The 17198-nt window shown below is 58.0% G+C and carries 16 protein-coding genes; 15 read left to right on the top strand and 1 reads right to left on the bottom strand.

Annotation, left to right across the window (positions count from 1 at the left end):
• The first annotated feature begins 3 nt into the window (after positions 1-3).
• From fdxH to ghrB, 14 genes are all read left to right on the top strand, one after another.
• Complete coding sequence (gene fdxH, locus ACZ3HG_RS12430; protein ID WP_191935229.1) at positions 4-894, top strand: formate dehydrogenase subunit beta; 891 nt, start codon at positions 4-6, stop codon at positions 892-894.
• Entirely contained in the window at positions 891-1541 is a 651-nt protein-coding gene (fdoI, locus tag ACZ3HG_RS12435; protein WP_465332965.1) for a formate dehydrogenase cytochrome b556 subunit, read from the top strand. The genes fdxH and fdoI overlap by 4 nt, the downstream gene beginning before the upstream one ends.
• Positions 1541-2467 (top strand): formate dehydrogenase accessory protein FdhE, encoded by a 927-nt coding sequence (gene fdhE, locus ACZ3HG_RS12440; protein WP_191935231.1) that lies wholly within the window; start codon positions 1541-1543, stop codon positions 2465-2467. The genes fdoI and fdhE overlap by 1 nt, the downstream gene beginning before the upstream one ends.
• Positions 2468-2470: 3 nt before the next feature.
• Positions 2471-3082 (top strand): glutathione S-transferase, encoded by a 612-nt coding sequence (locus ACZ3HG_RS12445; protein ID WP_465332966.1) that lies wholly within the window; start codon positions 2471-2473, stop codon positions 3080-3082.
• Positions 3079-4470 (top strand): L-seryl-tRNA(Sec) selenium transferase, encoded by a 1392-nt coding sequence (gene selA / locus ACZ3HG_RS12450; protein ID WP_191935283.1) that lies wholly within the window; start codon positions 3079-3081, stop codon positions 4468-4470. The genes ACZ3HG_RS12445 and selA overlap by 4 nt, the downstream gene beginning before the upstream one ends.
• Positions 4467-6305, top strand: a complete 1839-nt coding sequence (gene selB / locus ACZ3HG_RS12455; RefSeq protein WP_465332967.1) for a selenocysteine-specific translation elongation factor — start codon at positions 4467-4469, stop codon at positions 6303-6305. The genes selA and selB overlap by 4 nt, the downstream gene beginning before the upstream one ends.
• 76 nt (positions 6306-6381) lie before the next feature.
• Positions 6382-6945, top strand: a complete 564-nt coding sequence (locus ACZ3HG_RS12460; protein ID WP_191937128.1) for a DNA-3-methyladenine glycosylase I — start codon at positions 6382-6384, stop codon at positions 6943-6945.
• A gap of 113 nt (positions 6946-7058) precedes the next feature.
• The gene (locus ACZ3HG_RS12465; RefSeq protein WP_191935235.1) at positions 7059-7718 is read left to right on the top strand and encodes an OmpA family lipoprotein; all 660 of its coding nucleotides are present in this window, start codon (positions 7059-7061) and stop codon (positions 7716-7718) included.
• A 125-nt stretch (positions 7719-7843) separates the two neighbouring features.
• Positions 7844-8830 (top strand): LacI family DNA-binding transcriptional regulator, encoded by a 987-nt coding sequence (locus ACZ3HG_RS12470; RefSeq protein ID WP_191937127.1) that lies wholly within the window; start codon positions 7844-7846, stop codon positions 8828-8830.
• Between the two features lie 59 nt (positions 8831-8889).
• Complete coding sequence (locus tag ACZ3HG_RS12475) at positions 8890-9918, top strand: LacI family DNA-binding transcriptional regulator (protein ID WP_191935237.1); 1029 nt, start codon at positions 8890-8892, stop codon at positions 9916-9918.
• A 198-nt stretch (positions 9919-10116) separates the two neighbouring features.
• Positions 10117-10866 carry a sugar phosphate isomerase/epimerase family protein gene (locus ACZ3HG_RS12480; protein WP_191937126.1) on the top strand — a complete coding sequence of 250 codons (750 nt, stop codon included), beginning with the start codon at positions 10117-10119 and terminating at the stop codon, positions 10864-10866.
• A gap of 3 nt (positions 10867-10869) precedes the next feature.
• Positions 10870-11823 (top strand): sugar kinase, encoded by a 954-nt coding sequence (locus ACZ3HG_RS12485; protein WP_191935239.1) that lies wholly within the window; start codon positions 10870-10872, stop codon positions 11821-11823.
• 74 nt (positions 11824-11897) lie between these two features.
• A complete protein-coding gene (locus ACZ3HG_RS12490) occupies positions 11898-13184 on the top strand; it encodes an MFS transporter (RefSeq protein WP_062744069.1) in 1287 nt (428 codons plus the stop codon).
• A gap of 85 nt (positions 13185-13269) precedes the next feature.
• Positions 13270-14235: a glyoxylate/hydroxypyruvate reductase GhrB gene (gene ghrB / locus ACZ3HG_RS12495; protein WP_191935240.1), complete on the top strand. Its 966-nt coding sequence runs from the start codon at positions 13270-13272 to the stop codon at positions 14233-14235.
• A 99-nt stretch (positions 14236-14334) separates the two neighbouring features.
• Here ghrB and ACZ3HG_RS12500 read toward each other — a convergent pair whose 3' ends face one another.
• Positions 14335-15543 carry an aldose 1-epimerase family protein gene (locus tag ACZ3HG_RS12500; protein WP_191937124.1) on the bottom strand — a complete coding sequence of 403 codons (1209 nt, stop codon included), beginning with the start codon at positions 15541-15543 and terminating at the stop codon, positions 14335-14337.
• A gap of 363 nt (positions 15544-15906) precedes the next feature.
• On the opposite strand from ACZ3HG_RS12500, the gene ACZ3HG_RS12505 reads away from it, so the two are divergent.
• Positions 15907-17154 carry a valine--pyruvate transaminase gene (locus ACZ3HG_RS12505; protein ID WP_191935242.1) on the top strand — a complete coding sequence of 416 codons (1248 nt, stop codon included), beginning with the start codon at positions 15907-15909 and terminating at the stop codon, positions 17152-17154.
• The last annotated feature ends 44 nt before the right edge of the window (positions 17155-17198 follow it).

The raw sequence follows: 17198 nt of genomic DNA on the forward strand, positions 1-17198 counted from the left end.
ACGATGGCTTATCAATCTCAGGACATTATTCGCCGTTCGGCAACCAACAGCCTGACACCTCCCCCGCAGGCCCGCGACCACCAGCAGGAGGTGGCCAAACTGATCGACGTGACCACCTGCATCGGCTGTAAAGCCTGCCAGGTGGCCTGTTCCGAATGGAACGACATCCGCGATGAGGTCGGGACTAACGTCGGGGTGTATGACAACCCCGCCGATCTGACCGCCAAATCCTGGACCGTGATGCGCTTCTCCGAGGTGGAGGAGAACGGTCGGCTGGAGTGGCTGATCCGCAAGGATGGCTGTATGCATTGTGCCGATCCAGGCTGTCTGAAAGCCTGCCCGTCAGAGGGTGCAATTATTCAGTATGCCAACGGCATCGTCGACTTCCAGTCAGAGCAGTGTATCGGCTGCGGGTACTGCATTGCCGGCTGCCCGTTCAACGTGCCGCGTCTTAATCCGCAGGATAATCGGGTGTACAAATGTACCCTGTGCGTCGACCGGGTTAACGTTGGTCAGGAACCAGCCTGCGTGAAAACCTGTCCCACCGGTGCGATTCACTTCGGCAGCAAAGAGGCAATGAAGCAGGTGGCGGCAGAGCGCGTCGGAGAGCTGAAAGGGCGCGGCTATGACCACGCCGGCCTGTACGATCCGCAAGGCGTGGGCGGCACACACGTCATGTATGTGCTGCATCATGCCGACCGGCCGACGCTGTATCACGGATTGCCGCAAGATCCGTCCATCAGCCCGGCCGTTACCTTCTGGAAAGGCATCTGGAAACCGCTGGCTGCATTTGGCTTTGCCGCCACCTTTGCTGCTTCGGTATTCCACTATGTCGGGGTCGGCCCGAACCGGGCCGAAGAGGAAGAGGATGAACATCAGGAGGATGATCAATGAAACCCCATCAGCGTATACAGCGCTACAGCGCACCTGAACGTCTTAATCACTGGCTGGTTGTTCTCTGCTTTATCCTGGCGGCCGTCAGCGGACTGGGGTTTTTCTTCCCTTCATTGAACTGGCTGATGCATATCCTCGGTACGCCGCAGCTGGCGCGCATCCTGCATCCGTTTGCCGGTGTGGTGATGTTTGCGGCCTTCCTGCTGATGTTTTTCCGCTACTGGCGGCACAATCTCATCGACAGGCAGGACCTGATCTGGGCAAAAAATATTCATAAAATTGTCCAAAACGAGGAAGCCGGCGACACCGGACGCTATAATTTCGGTCAGAAGTGCGTATTCTGGGCGGCTATCATCAGCTTAATTCTGCTACTGGCCAGCGGCGTTGTGATCTGGCGTCCTTACTTTGCACCGGTCTTCAGCATCCCTCTGATACGGGGTGCGCTGGTGGTGCATTCGGTAGCTGCGGTGGTTCTGATTGTGGTGATTATGGTACACGTCTACGCCGCACTCTGGATCAAAGGCACGATAACGGCGATGGTGGAAGGCTGGGTCACCGCGACCTGGGCTAAAAAGCATCACCCGCGCTGGTATCGTAGCGTGCGTGAGCAGCAAAACCAGCAAAAACAACAGGAAAAAGGCCCCTGATGACTATTCGCATTATCCCGCAGGACCGGCTGGAGAAAAGCGACACGGCAACGGCGGAGAGCATTCCGCCGTTACTTTTCCCCAGGTTGAAGCAGCTATACAGCCGCCGCGCCGCCCGTTTACGTCAGCTGGCAGACAAAAATCCGCTGGGTGATTATCTGCGCTTTGCAGCGGTGATTGCCACGGCTCAGGAGATCGTACTCTATGACCATCCGTTAGAGAAAGATCTGCGCACCCGGCTGGAAGAGAGCGCCCGCCTCGGCAAACCGCCGCTGGATATCAGCACCCTGCCGCGCGACGACCACTGGCAGCGCCTGCTGCACTCTCTGATCGCTGAACTTAAACCCGAAATGACCGGCCAGGCGCTGGCGGTGCTGGAGAACCTGGAAAAAGCCTCCTCTGCCGAGCTGGAAGCCATGGCCAGTGCGCTGTTTGCCAGTGATTTCGCCCAGGTCAGCAGCGATAAATCCCCGTTTATCTGGGCGGCATTATCCCTGTACTGGGCGCAGATGGCCGCGCTGATCCCCGGGAAAGCCCGGGCGGAAGCCGGTGAACAGCGTCAGTTCTGCCCGGTCTGTGCCAGCGTACCGGTGTCCAGCGTGATCCATATGGGCAACCACAAAGACGGGCTGCGTTATCTGCACTGCAACCTGTGTGAAAGCGAATGGCATGTGGTTCGCGCCAAATGCAGTAACTGCGAACAGACCCAGGATCTGCACTACTGGTCGCTGGATAATGAAACGGCAGCCATCAAGGCCGAAAGCTGCGGTGACTGCGGCACCTACCTGAAGATGCTCTATCAGGAAAAGGACCCGGCGGTCGAACCAGTGGCTGACGATCTCGCCTCATTAATTCTTGATGCACGCATGGAGCAGGAAGGTTTCGCCCGCAGCAGTCTCAATCCATTTTTATTCCCGGGAGACTAGACGATGAAGCTAATCGGTAATTACACCAGTCCGTATGTGCGTAAAATTTCAGTGATGCTGCTGGAAAAAGGCATGACCTTCGAGTTCATCAACGAATCACCGTGGCATGAAGGCAGCCATGTGAAGGACTACACCCCGCTGGGCAAGGTTCCTGCGCTGATCAGTGATGACGGAGAGGTCTGGTATAACTCGTCGATTATCGCCGCCTGGCTGGAGCTCCAGCATATCGATCCGGCCTTTCTGCCCGTTGACCCGCACGCACAGCTTGCAGTCCGCCAGCTGGAAACGCTGGCGGATGGCGTCTGCGATGCCGCACTGCTGATCGTTCGCGAACAGCAGAAAGCGCCGGACCAGCAGTCTGCCAGTGAAATGCTGCGCCAGCGCGATAAAATTCAGCGCGGGCTGGATGCACTTGAAGCGGCCGCCGTGCAGGGAAAATGGCTTAACGGCCCGCAGATCACATTGGCCGATATTGCCACCGCCTGCACGTTGGGTTACCTCAATTATCGCCGCGTGGCGCCAGCCTGGCATGTGAACCGGCCCATGCTGGTCGCACTGGCTACCACCCTGTTCCAGCGTGACAGCTTTGCCCGTACGGAACCGCCCGCTAACTGAGCCCCTTAATGAAGACACTGTTCAGCCAACTTCCCTCCATTGACCGCCTGCTGCGCCAGGCAGAGTTTCAGGCCCTGAGTGAACGCTGGGGCCATGAGCAGGTGGTCACGTTGCTCCGTGAGTTACAAAAACAGGCGAGAGAGCATATCCGTCAGCATCAGCATCTCCCCGACTGGTGCGCTGACTGGGCACACCATGCGGACCAGCACCTTGAAAAAACGCGGCGAAGCGGGCTGTTACCGGTGCTGAACCTGAGCGGCACCCTTCTGCATACTAATCTCGGCCGGGCGCTGCTGGCAGAGTCTGCCGTGACCGCCGTCACCCGGGTGATGCGCCAGCCGGTCACCCTGGAGTACGCACTGGATGAGGCGGGGCGCGGCCACCGAGACCGGGCGCTGGCCGATCTGCTCTGCCGACTGACCGGTGCAGAAGACGCCTGCATCGTCAATAATAATGCGGCGGCGGTCCTGCTGATGCTGGCGGCGCTGGCGGCGGGAAAAGAGGCGGTGGTTTCACGCGGCGAGCTGGTGGAAATCGGTGGGTCATTCCGCATCCCCGATGTCATGACCCAGGCAGGCTGTATGCTGCGCGAAGTCGGCACCACCAACCGAACCCATGTGAAGGACTACCGCGCCGCCGTGACGGCACAGACCGCGCTACTGATGAAGGTACACACCAGCAACTATCAGGTACAGGGTTTTACCAAAGCGGTGAGCGAGGCCGAACTGGTGGCGCTGGGCGACGAGCTTAACCTGCCGGTCATCAGCGATCTGGGCAGCGGTTCGCTCATTGACCTCAGCCACTACGGCCTGCCGAAGGAGCCAATGCCCCGGCAGCTGATTGCCGCCGGCGTCAGCCTGGTCAGCTTCTCCGGGGACAAACTGCTCGGTGGGCCACAGGCAGGAATTATTGTCGGCAAAAAAGCGCTGATTGACCGCCTGCAGCAGCACCCGCTGAAACGGGCGCTGCGGGTGGATAAGATGACGCTGGCCGCGCTGGAAGCGACGTTACAGCTTTATCTTCACCCGGAACAGTTAGTGACCCGGCTTCCCACGCTGAGGCTACTGACCCGCCCACCGTCCGACATTGCCCTACAGGCCCAGCGGCTGTTACCTCCGCTGGCGGCGGCGCTGGCGGGGAGGTTCAGGGTCAGTACCGCAGAGTGCCAGTCTCAAATTGGCAGCGGTTCTCTGCCGGTTGAACGGCTCCCCTCCGTTGCCCTGACACTGACCCCTCTGGACGGCAGCGGCAGGACGCTGATGGCGCTGGCTACCCGCCTGCGGGCGGGAGATGTGCCGGTGATCGGGCGTATTTATAACGGCAGTCTGTGGTTCGACCTGCGGGCACTGGAAGATGACACCCTCTTTATCAGGATGATGACGCAATGATTATTGCCACGGCGGGCCATGTCGATCATGGAAAAACCGCGCTGCTTCAGGCTGTTACCGGCGCTAACACTGACCGCTTGCCGGAAGAAAAAGCCCGGGGAATGAGCATCGACCTCGGCTACGCCTGGCTGCCGCGAGCCGACGGTGGGACAATCGGCTTTATTGACGTCCCCGGCCACGAGAAATTTCTCAATAATATGGTGAGCGGCATCGGCGGTATCGATCACGCCCTGCTGGTGGTGGCCGCCGATGACGGAATTATGCCGCAAACCCGGGAACACCTGGCGATCCTGCAGCTCAGCGGGCAGCCCTCGCTGACCGTCGCCGTGACCAAATGTGACAGCGTGGATGCGGCTCGGTGCGACACCGTCGCGCAGCAGATCCGCGAGCTGACGCTCCAGTCGGGCTGGGAAACCCTCAGCCTGTTCACCACCAGCACGCAGAGTGGCGCGGGCATTGCCGAACTGAGCGACCACCTGCGCCACCTCCCCCCACGACGGGCCGAAACCGGCCGCACCTTTCGCCTGGCTATCGACCGCGTGTTCAACGTCAAAGGCGCGGGGGTGGTGGTCACCGGTACCGCGCTGTCCGGGGATGTGCATACCGGGGACTCGCTGTGGCTGACGGGCATGAACAAGCGGGTGCGGGTGCGCAACCTGCACGCGCAAAATCAGCCGACGGAGCACGCCCACTCCGGCCAGCGCATTGCGTTGAACCTCAGCGGCGGTGTTGAAAAGGATGAGATCGGCCGGGGCGACTGGCTGCTGACCGAACCACCCGCGCAGCCGTGCGATCGGGCCATGGTCGCCCTGACGCTACGCCAGCCATTGCGCCAGGGGCAGCCGCTGCATCTGCATCATGCAGCCAGTCATATTACCGGCCGTATTGCGCTGCTGCAGGATAATCTGGCCGAATTGCACCTCGATAAACCACTGTGGCTGACGGATGACGACCGGCTGATCCTGCGTGACATCAGTGCGCGTGAGACGCTGGGGGCGGCAAGAGTGCTGTTGCTGACGCCACCAAAACGCGGCAGGCGTCAGCCGGCATTCATTGCGTGGCTGCAGCAGCGGGAACGCGCGCACCATGCCGCTGAAAAAGTGCTGCTGCTGCTGCAGCAGCGCCCCCGTACCCTGGCAGAGCTGGAGTGGCTGCTGCAAATGACCGGCGGGGCCCTGTCTTCTGTGCTGACGGAGGTGATGCCTGCCGCTGAAGGCGGCTATCTGTGCACTCAGGAGATGGCCAGAGAGTGGCAAAACGCCCTGCTGGTCGCGCTGGGAAACTACCACAACGATCATGACGACCGGCCGGGTATTGGCCGCGACCGCCTGCGGCGCATAGCATTACCCTCGCTGCCGGAATCGCTGGTGTTTGCCTTCATCGACCGGCTGCGGGACCGTCAGCAACTGATCAACAACCGCGGCTGGCTGCATCTGCCCGACTTTTCCATTCGTTTTGATGACCGGGAGAAAGCGATCTGGTCACAGGTACAACCGCGGTTTACCACCGACGCCTGGTGGGTGCGCGACCTGGCGATACAGCAGGGCGCTGAAGAAGAGCTGATGCGCCAGGTGTTACGCAAGGCAGCGCAGAGCGGCGAGATCACCGCCATTGTGAAAGACCGGTATTACAGCCATGACCGTCTTATGTGCTTTGCCACTATCATCCGTCAGCGCGCCGCACAGCAGCAGAGTACTACCGCCGGTGATTTTCGTGACCAGCTCGGCATCGGACGCAAGCTGGCGGTGCAGATCCTGGAGTATTTTGACCGCTGTGGCTTCACCCGCCGTCACGGTAATGCGCATTTGCTGCGCGATGCGGATATGTTCCGCTAGCGCCAATCCCGGCCACTGGCGCAGAGGATGGGTTTAACGCTACCATGAGATCCCTTTCGGATAAGGAACATTGACGATGCAACGCTGCGGCTGGGTTTCACAGGATCCTCTCTATATTGCCTACCATGATGAAGAGTGGGGCGTTCCGCTGACGGACAGCAGAGCGCTGTTTGAAATGATCTGCCTGGAAGGTCAGGTTGCCGGACTGTCGTGGTTAACGGTCTTAAAAAAACGCGAAAACTACCGCCGTCTTTTTCATCATTTTGATGTCCGGGCCGTCGCCGCCATGCAGGAAGAGGATATCGAACGTCTGATGCAGGACAGCGGGATCATCCGTCACCGGGGGAAAATTGCCGCTATTATAGCCAATGCCCGCGCTCTGCTGGCGATGGAAGCCGGCGGCGAACCGTTTAACACCTTTATCTGGAACTTCGTTGAACATCAGACGCAGGTCAGCCGTTTCACGGATTACCGGACCGCGCCAACCACCAGCGTCACCTCCGATGCCCTGTCAAAAGCGCTCAAAAAGCGCGGTTTCAAATTTGTCGGCACCACAACCTGTTACTCGTTTATGCAGGCCTGTGGGCTGATCAGCGAACACACGACGGCATGCTTTTGCCATCCCGATAATAAGAAGTAGCTTTCGCTTACAAAAATGAGAATAAGCCTGGGTATTTCCTCCACATTTCAGCGGCATAATGGCCGCATTTATGGGCAACGTTGTCCAGATGCTGCAATGAGAAGGAACCCCCAATGAAAAAACGCGTCATCACACTGGCTCTGGTGCTGTGCGGCACCCTGAGCGTGGCAGGTTGTACCACGAACCCTTACACCGGAGAGAGCGAAGCAGGCAAATCCGGCATTGGCGCGGGTATTGGCGCAGCGCTGGGCGCAGGGGTGGGGATGCTCTCCTCCTCCAAAAAAGACCGGGGTAAAGGCGCACTGATTGGTGCGGCTGCCGGTGCCGCACTGGGCGGAGGTGCCGGGTATTACATGGATGTGCAGGAAGCGAAGCTGCGTGACAAAATGAAAGGCACGGGCGTCAGCGTGACGCGAAATGGCGATAATATCGTGCTGAACATGCCGAATAACGTCACCTTTGACAGCAGCAGCAGCACGCTGAAACCGGCAGGTGCCAATACCCTCACCGGCGTGGCCATGGTGCTGAAAGAGTATCCAAAAACGGCAGTTAACGTTGTCGGTTACACCGACAGCAGCGGCAGCCGTCAGCTGAATATGACGCTTTCACAGCAGCGTGCAGACGGTGTGGGCAGTGCGCTGATTACCCAGGGTGTCGCGGCCAGCCGCGTTCGCACCAGTGGTATGGGCCCGGATAACCCTATTGCCTCTAACAGCACTGCAGAAGGCAAAGCGCAGAATCGTCGCGTTGAGATCACCCTCAGCCCGCTGTAACACGCCCGCCCCGGCCTGTCTGTGCCGGGGCGATTATTCCTGTTTTTTCGAATAACGTTGATGCGTCATAGTGAGCATGTCTGTTTTATGCTAACCTGCGCAGAAATTGATCACCCCCTGTAAATATGTCACTTAAAGCCATTGCCAGCGCCCTTGGGGTCTCCGTCACCACCGTTAGTCGTGCCCTGAATGGCTATGATGACGTGGCACAGGAAACCCGCCTGCGTATTCAACAGGAAGCCAGACGCATTGGATACCGCCCCAATGCAGTGGCACGGCGTCTGAAAACCGGGCGTACCAATGCCGTGGGTCTGCTGTTTCCTGTCACACCTCTGCCGTTTAACGATATCAGCTTCGTCGAAATGATGGGTGCCACCGCGCAATCGCTTGCGCGGTCAGATATCGACCTGCTGATCATCGCCGATGAAACCCATGACGACCATCGCGGAATGCAGCGAATGCTGCGCACACACTGTGTGGATGCCTTGATCGTGGCGCATACCGCGCGCCAGGACAGTCGTCTGATCACGCTCCAGCGACTGGGCTTTCCTTTCCTGGCACTGGGGCGTAGCGAACTGGACAGACCTTATGCCTGGTTCGATTTTGATAACCAGGCCGGCCCGGCGCTGGCGGTCAACCATTATGCCGGTTGCGGTATGCGGCGCTTTGCCTGGCTGGGCAGCCATTACGATCAGACCTTCGTAGAGCAGCGGCGGCAGGGGTTTATTGAGGCGCTGGCGCAACATGGACTGGCCAATGATGCCTGCTGGCAGGTGGAACCCACCCGTCGGGAAGGCTACCGCCTGACCCGGCAGATGCTGGCACAGCACCCGCAGCCACAGGTCATCGTCACCGACTGCAACATGCTCGGTGACGGCGCGGCGATTGCGCTACGTGAGGCGGGCCGCCTTACCGGTCCACAGCAGATTGTGCTGGTGGTCTATGACGGCCTGCCCGCCGATTCGGTGGTCTCCGATCCGGTCGCCAGTATTGATCAGGCCACGCGACCCGACGTCGGTCAGCAGGTTGCCAGTATGGTCATGAAACTGATTGAAGGCCAGGATGTTGCCACGCTGCAGGTGCTGTGGCAGCCGGTGCTAAAACTGCCCTGATGCTGCCGTCGCGGATAAGTTGTGGTAGTCTCGCGCCATCTTCACCATCAGGGAACACCATGAACCGTAAGGCCGCCAAAGCCACTATCAGCGATGTTGCGAAAGCCGCGAGCACCGGGAAGACCAGCGTGTCACGCTACCTGAACGGCGAGCTGAATGCCCTTTCCGTCGACCTGAAAACGCGTATTGAGCAGGCCATCGCCGCGCTCAATTATCGCCCCAGCCAGATGGCACGCGGCCTGAAGCGCGGGCGCACCAAGCTGATTGGTCTGATCATTGCCGATATCACCAACCCCTATTCCGTCAATGTGTTAAGCGGCATTGAAGCCGCCTGCCGCGCTCACGGCTTTACCCTGCTGATGTGTAATACCAATAACGAAGTTGACCTCGAAAAACATTATCTCAACCTGCTCAACAGCTATCAGGTGGAAGGCATTGTGGTCAATGCAGTTGGCATGCGTGAGGAGGCGCTGAACCAGCTTCAGCAGTCGCTGCTGCCGATGACGCTGATTGACCGGAAAATTCCCGAGTTTGAGTGTGACGTGGTCGGACTGGATAACCATGCCGCCGCCGTCCTGGCCACAGAGCACCTGCTTGAACAGGGTTACCGATCGCTGTTGTTTATCAGCGAACCACTCGGGCTGGTCAACACCCGGCTGGAGCGCGTCCACAGCTTTCGCCAGCGTATGGCGCAGCAGCCTGAGCTGGCGGCTGAACAGGCCGAGATTGCCCTTGGCGATCCCACGCGGCTGGATGCGGTACTGAGTGACTTTTACCAGCGCCATCGCGGCACACCCTGCGCCGTGATGGTGGTGAATGGGGCGCTGACGCTACAGGTTGCCCGCGCGCTGCGCCGCCTGAATCTGAACTGGGGTGAGCAGATTGGCCTGCTGGGCTTTGACGAACTGGAGTGGGCGGAGCTGGCCGGTGTCGGTATCACCACGCTGAAGCAGCCCACCTGGCAGATAGGCTATGCCGCGCTGGAGCAGGTAGTGAAACGCATCGCCGGAGATGAACAGCCCCGGCATGAGCAGGTTTTTCGTGGTGAACTGATCGTGCGCGGATCAACGCAGAAGCTCGCACCGTAATATTTTCAACCCTGTCACAAACGGCGGCAGGCTTTTCTTACCCCGTCGGTGACAGCCTTTTCCCCTCCTATTTTTAAGACCTTTCCCGGCCATAAATTGTGCACATCGTGAGCGCGATCATAAATTCCACTTCTGTTGCTATCTTTTGGAACCGGTTCCATCTACGGTTTTAATAGAACAAAAATGCAGGAAGGATGTATGAAAAGAGAAATCATCGTCGTCACCGCTGCCTACGGGCAACAGCAGATTAACGCCATGGGTGGCCAGCAGGCGCTGCTGCCGGTTATTGCCGCGGCGGGGGCGGACGGCGTGGAAATCCGGCGTGAGCTGATGACCGATCATGAGCTCGCCTCGCTGCCCGTTATGGCGGAGGCTATCCGTCACGTCGGGCTGGTGGCGTTCTATTCCGTACCGGAAGCATTGTTTATGGCCGATGGTTCGCTTAATCCCCGTCTCGACCAGCACTTTGCCGAAGCGGAACAACTTAATGCCCAGTTAATAAAATATTCGCTGGGACATTATGACCCGCGTTTTCCCTGCCAGGCGTTGCGCAGTAAGCTCGCCGGGAAAAAAGTGCATCTGGTGGTGGAAAACGATCAGACCGATTGCGGGAAACTGGCCGCGCTCGATCGCTTTTTCCACGCCTGCGGAGAAAGCCGCACCTGCAACGGTATGACCTTTGATATGGGCAACTGGCTGTGGGTGGGCGATAAACCGCTGGAGGCCGCTACGCGCCTGAATCGTTATGTCAGCTATATCCATGTGAAAGCCGCCGTGCCACAGGGTGAAGGCTGGCGCGCCGTGGCGCTGGATGAGGCTGATAATCTGTGGCGTGACACGCTGGCCCTTCTGCCCACTGATGTTCCGCGTGCTATTGAATTTCCGCTGGAAGGCCCGGACCTGGTGGCGGTGACCCGCCACTATGTCGACCTGCTGCGTGAGGAGTAGATCATGAGTATTGCAACTACCCGCCCCCTGGATGTGGTCACCATCGGCGAAGCGATGGCGATGTTCGTGGCCGCAGAGTGCGGCGATCTTGCCAGTGCCGGCCGGTTCAGCAAGCGCATCGCCGGGGCTGAGCTGAATGTCGCCATTGGCCTGGCACGCCTGGGCCTGAATGTCGGCTGGGTCAGCCGCATCGGTGATGACTCCTTCGGGCGATTTACCTGTCAGCAGCTGGATCAGGAGGGCGTGGATCGCCGTCAGGTGACAGTTGATACCCGTTACCCGACCGGCTTTCAGCTGAAATCGAAAGTCGACGATGGCTCCGATCCGCAGGTGGAGTATTTCCGCAAGGGCTCAGCCGCCAGTCACCTTTCCGGTGAGGATTTTAATCCGGAATATTTCGCTTCGGCCCGTCACCTGCACCTGAGTGGTGTAGCGGCGGCGCTCTCCGACAGTTCGCTTGCGCTGTTGCAGCAGGCCGCGCAGGCGATGAAAAAGGCGGGAAAAACCCTCTCCTTCGACCCGAATCTGCGTCCGGTACTGTGGTCCGGCGAAGCGGAAATGGTCAGGCAGCTGAACGGTCTGGCTCAGTATGCCGACTGGGTGCTGCCGGGCATCAAAGAGGGCCAGATTCTGACCGGTTATACGCAGCCGGAAGCCATTGCCGATTTTTACCTGGCGATGGGTGTGAAAGCAGTAGTGATTAAAACCGGCAGTGACGGAGCCTGGTACAAAACGGCTGACGGCGACAGCGGCCAGGTGGCGGCGATCAGAACGGATCATGTCGTGGACACCGTCGGTGCCGGTGATGGCTTTGCCGTCGGCGTTATCAGCGCCTTACTGGAAGGCAAAACGCTACCGGCAGCGATACTGCGCGGTAACAAAATTGGTTCACTGGCCATTCAGGCGATCGGTGACAGCGAAGGATTACCGACGCGCGCTGCGCTGGGTGACTTCTGACGCCGTCACGACCCGGAAAAAAAACAAACCGCATCGACCCCTACTAAAGAATGCGGCCACCGAGGATCAGACTTATGAAAAATCAGACAATCGCGCCTAAACGCTGGTGGTACATCATGCCCATCGTGTTTATCACCTACAGCCTGGCGTACCTTGACCGTGCTAACTTCAGCTTCGCCTCTGCCGCCGGGATCAACGAAGACCTCGGTATCACCAAAGGCGTCTCTTCGCTGCTGGGCGCCCTGTTCTTTCTCGGCTACTTCTTCTTCCAGATCCCGGGGGCGATCTACGCCGAGCGCCGCAGCGTTAAAAAGCTGGTGTTCTGGTGCCTGATTTTATGGGGTATCTGCGCCACGCTGACCGGGATGGTCAGTAATATTCCGATGCTGGCCGCCATCCGCTTTACGCTCGGCGTGGTGGAGGCCGCGGTGATGCCGGCGATGCTGATCTACATCAGCAACTGGTTTACCAAATCGGAACGTTCGCGCGCCAACACCTTCCTGATCCTCGGTAACCCGGTGACCGTCCTGTGGATGTCAGTGGTGTCCGGTTACCTGATCAACGCCTTTGGCTGGCGTGAAATGTTCATTATTGAAGGATTCCCGGCGGTAATCTGGGCGGTAGCGTGGTGGTTCCTGGTGCAGGATAAACCGGCGCAGGCCAAATGGCTGAGCGATGCGGAAAAAGCCGCCCTGCAGGCGCAGTTACAGAAAGAGCAGGAGAACCTGAAAGCCGTTCGTAACTATGCCGAAGCCTTTAAGTCACGAAACGTCATTATCCTGTGCGCCCAGTATTTTACCTGGAGCATCGGCGTATACGGCTTCGTTCTGTGGCTGCCCTCCATTCTGCGTAACGGCACGCAGATGGGCATGGTGGAAGCGGGCTGGCTGTCGGCCGTACCTTATCTGGCCGCCACGATAGCGATGATTGTTGTCTCCTGGGCTTCGGATAAGTTACAAAACCGTAAATTGTTTGTCTGGCCGTTACTGCTGATTGGTGCCATGGCCTTTTTAGGCTCATATTTGGTGGGGCCGGGTAATTTCTGGCTGTCCTACGCGTTGCTGGTGATTGCCGGGGCGGCAATGTATGCCCCCTATGGTCCGTTCTTTGCCATCATCCCGGAAATGCTGCCGCGCAACGTCGCTGGTGGCGCTATGGCGCTGATCAATGCCATGGGGGCGCTGGGCTCCTTCCTCGGTTCCTGGGTGGTGGGTTACCTGAACGGTGCTACCGGCAGCCCGTCCGCGTCGTATATTTTTATGGGCAGCGCCTTACTGGTCTCCGTCTGGCTGACGCTTATCGTAAAGCCAGCGCAGAATAAGCAGTCGCCGCTGCCTGATGGTGCCCTCTCCTCAAAATAACGGCTTCCGCCTCTGCTACAGAGGCGGTTTTCGTTGGCGAGACGAGCCACTCTGTTAATGAAATAAATGAAAATAGGAAGAGCATATGAAACCTTCTGTGGTGCTGTATAAGTCGTTACCTGAGGATCTGCGCGCACGTCTGGATGAGCATTTCAGCGTGACAGAGGTAAAAGACTTAAGCCCGGAAACCCTCGCGGCTCATGCCGACACGTTTCGTCAGGCCAAAGGTATTCTGGGCTCCGGTGGTAAAGTGGATGCCGCGTTTTTGCAGCATATGCCTGAGTTGCGCGTTGCCTCGACCGTTTCCGTCGGCTACGACAATTTCGACGTGGCGGCGCTCAACGATCGCGGCGTTTTGCTGATGCATACCCCGACGGTGCTGACCGAGACCGTGGCGGATACCATGATGGCGCTGGTGCTGAGTTCTGCCCGCCGGGTGGTAGAAATGGCGGAGCGCGTTAAAGCGGGAGAGTGGCAAAAAAGCATTGCTCCTGACTGGTACGGCATTGATGTTCACCATAAGAAGCTGGGGATCCTCGGCATGGGCCGCATCGGCCTGGCCCTGGCGCAGCGCGCACATCTTGGCTTTGGCATGCCCATCCTCTACAACGCCCGTAAACATCATACGGAAGCCGAGCAGCGCTTTGAGGCGCAGTACTGCGACCTCGACCAGCTGCTGGCCGAATCCGACTTCCTCTGTATCAGCCTGCCGCTGACTGAACAGACACACCACCTGATCGGTCGTGACCAGCTGGCGAAAATGAAGAAAACAGCGGTGCTGATTAACGCCGGACGCGGTCCGGTGGTGGACGAGCAGGCGCTGATTGCCGCGCTGAAAGACGGGACGATCCACGCAGCCGGGCTGGATGTGTTTGAGCAGGAACCCCTGCCGGTCAGCTCTGAACTGCTGCAGCTGCGTAACGTGGTGGCGTTGCCGCATATTGGCTCCGCGACCCATGAAACACGCTACGGTATGGCGAAAGATGCCGTTGATAATCTGATTGCCGCACTGAACGGCAGGGTGGAAAAGAACTGCGTTAATCCGCGTTAACCGCAGATGTCGTTCTGCAGGGCCGATCGTCTTGACGATCGGCCAGATGCGATTGCGGGTTGACCGGAAATGCAGTCAACCCCTGCCTGGCGGCGATAATTATTCTTTGGCGATAGGCGTTTCGTCGATGGCGACGGTGTCATCCCCCTGGATCTGTTTCACTCGCTGCTCGACCTTCTGTACCGCGCTGGCATCCTTCAGCAACGTATAGGTCAGTGTAAATTCGGTACTCTGTCCTGCCTGCAGCTGTTTCACGCGCCCCTGCTCTTTCTCGATCGTGACAGGATAGGCATAGTTCGTGCCAGGCTCAATCCCGGTCACATAGCCCTGTTTCAGGGTGTCGGTATTTTTCCACATGGTCAGCAGTGGAAGCTGGTGGGTGTCAAACTCAATCGATGCGCCTTTATCCCCTTTGCTGTTGATCACTGCGGCCACGGTTTTGCCGTTGCTGTCGGCTTTAGGCGTCAGGTTAAATACCATCTCATCGAAGTCTTTGGTTGGCGCACCGTAAACGTTCCAGCCGTCCAGCCCTTTTTTGGCGTAGTCATTAAACGGTGAAACGGATTTCAGCGGGGCAATAAAGCGGGCGTCTTTTTCCAGGATCGGCGTACCGAAGTTACTGTGATAGATAATCTGGTAGTCGTGCGGATAATCGGCCTGGTTGGTCAGCACATCATGAACGGTAAAGGCATCGGAGCCCGGCACATAGCGCAGCTCGGTCCAGGTTTCGAGGTTCGCTTTTTTGAAGGTGGTCTCTTTCAACAGGCCGCGGATGCGGATTTCATGCGGGGCTTTATCATCGACAATCACCTCCACTTTCGACGCCGGGGTGTTGCCCGCTTTCCCGTGCAGCGTGTAGATCACGCCGTCTTTAGTCACCGGGTGGCCGGTCCACTCGAAGCCGCAGCGCACCATCATCTCATTGAACCCTTCCAGCCAGCCCAGACCGTTACGGCTTTCCAGATTGATATTAGCCGGGTTAACCACTTCCTTCACTGGCGAATCCCAGCCCAGACGAACGCCATGTCCGGTCACTTTAAGCAGATCCATACCGCGTGTCGGGCTCAGACTGATGGTCAGGCCATTCTTGCTGGTAATGGTCAGGACTTTTGACCCTTCCTGTTTGCCGCCGTGCAGCACTTTCTGCTCGATGCTGAAGCTTTCCCCTCCCAGCTTCAGCTGCTGGCTGTTCATCTGCCAGTTTCCCTTTTCCGTACTGGTTTCAGCATCCGTCAGCACCCAGCTTTGCGCCGCCGCCTGACCGCTAATTACCGCCATCACTACCCCTGCCAGAAGTGTTTTTTTCATGGTTCTTGTCCTTTAGCTGAATTGATTAAGCGTTATGGGAGGACAGACTACAAACCAGCGCAGGATAAAAACGTGATTGCCATCACCGACTGGCCTATTGGCAATTTTTACTCTATTAAACGTGCAGTAAATCACTAAATTTTGCCATTAATCATCACGGATACATTAACAGATGTGATGACAGGCACCCTGTAACGCCACTGCCTTAAAACGATTCAGCTTAGTAACGCACGGCCCGATGGGCAGACGCCGCGAAAACATCGCCGCCATGAACAAATGCTATCGCTCCCCCTGAAGATTGCATCACACAGGTGCTGGCGTTAAGGTGGACACCCGTTGTAAATAACAAGCGATTAACAGGGTATGAGCTTTTCGGCATTTGGTGAAAAATTTACGCGCCATACAGGTATTTCACGCCTGATGGAAGATATGGGTCAGGGCTTACGTACGCCGGGCACGGTGATGCTGGGCGGTGGCAATCCCGCGCAGATCCCGGCCATGAACGACTATTTCCAGCAGTTGCTTCAGCAGATGCATGATGAGGGCAAGCTGGCGGAGGCCCTGTGCAACTATGACGGCCCGCGGGGTAAAACGACGCTGCTGGATTCCCTGTCAGCCCTGCTGCGCGACCAGCTTGGCTGGGACATCGCCCCGGAAAATATTGCCCTGACCAACGGCAGCCAGAGCGCTTTCTTTTATCTGTTTAACCTGTATGCCGGCTACCGTGCCGACGGCAGCAAAAAGCGTGTTCTGTTCCCGCTGGCTCCTGAATATCTGGGTTATGCCGATGCCGGTCTGGATGAAGACCTGTTTGTCTCGACGCGCCCTAATATTGAGATGCTGCCGGAAGGACAGTTTAAATATCACGTGGACTTTGAACATCTGCATATCGGTGAGGATACCGGTCTGATCTGTGTGTCGCGGCCGACCAATCCGACCGGGAATGTGATCACCGATGATGAACTGCTCAAGCTGGATGCGCTGGCACAGCAGCATGATATCCCGCTGCTGATCGACAACGCGTACGGCGTCCCCTTCCCGGGAATTATCTTCAGCGAGGCACGCCCGCTGTGGAATCCGAATATTATTCTGTGTATGAGCCTGTCAAAGCTTGGCCTGCCGGGTGCGCGCTGCGGCATCATTATTGCCGATGAGAAGGTGATCTCTGCCGTCAGTAATATGAACGGTATTATCAGCCTGGCTCCCGGAAGCGTTGGGCCTGCCATCGCCAATGAGATGATCCAGCGCGGCGACTTGTTGCGACTGTCGGAAGAGGTGATCAAGCCGTTTTATCAGCAGCGCGTGACGCAGACCATTGCGGTGATCCGCCGTTATTTATCCCCTGACCGCTGCCTGATCCATAAGCCTGAAGGGGCGATTTTCCTCTGGCTGTGGTTTAAAGATCTGCCGATCACCACTGAAGTGCTGTATCAGCGGCTGAAAAAACGGGGCGTGCTGATGGTGCCGGGGCATTTCTTCTTCCCGGGGCTGGAGCAGGCGTGGCCGCACACGCATCAGTGCATGCGTATGAACTATGTGCCGGACAACGATAAGATTGAGCAGGGGATCAGGATTCTGGCAGAGGAAGTTGAGCGGGCCCATTGCGAGTAAGATCGGGGCCGCCAGCGCCTGCTGACGGCCCGACTACCGTGCTG

Source organism: Erwinia sp. PME.40.26/001 (assembly GCF_055556675.1).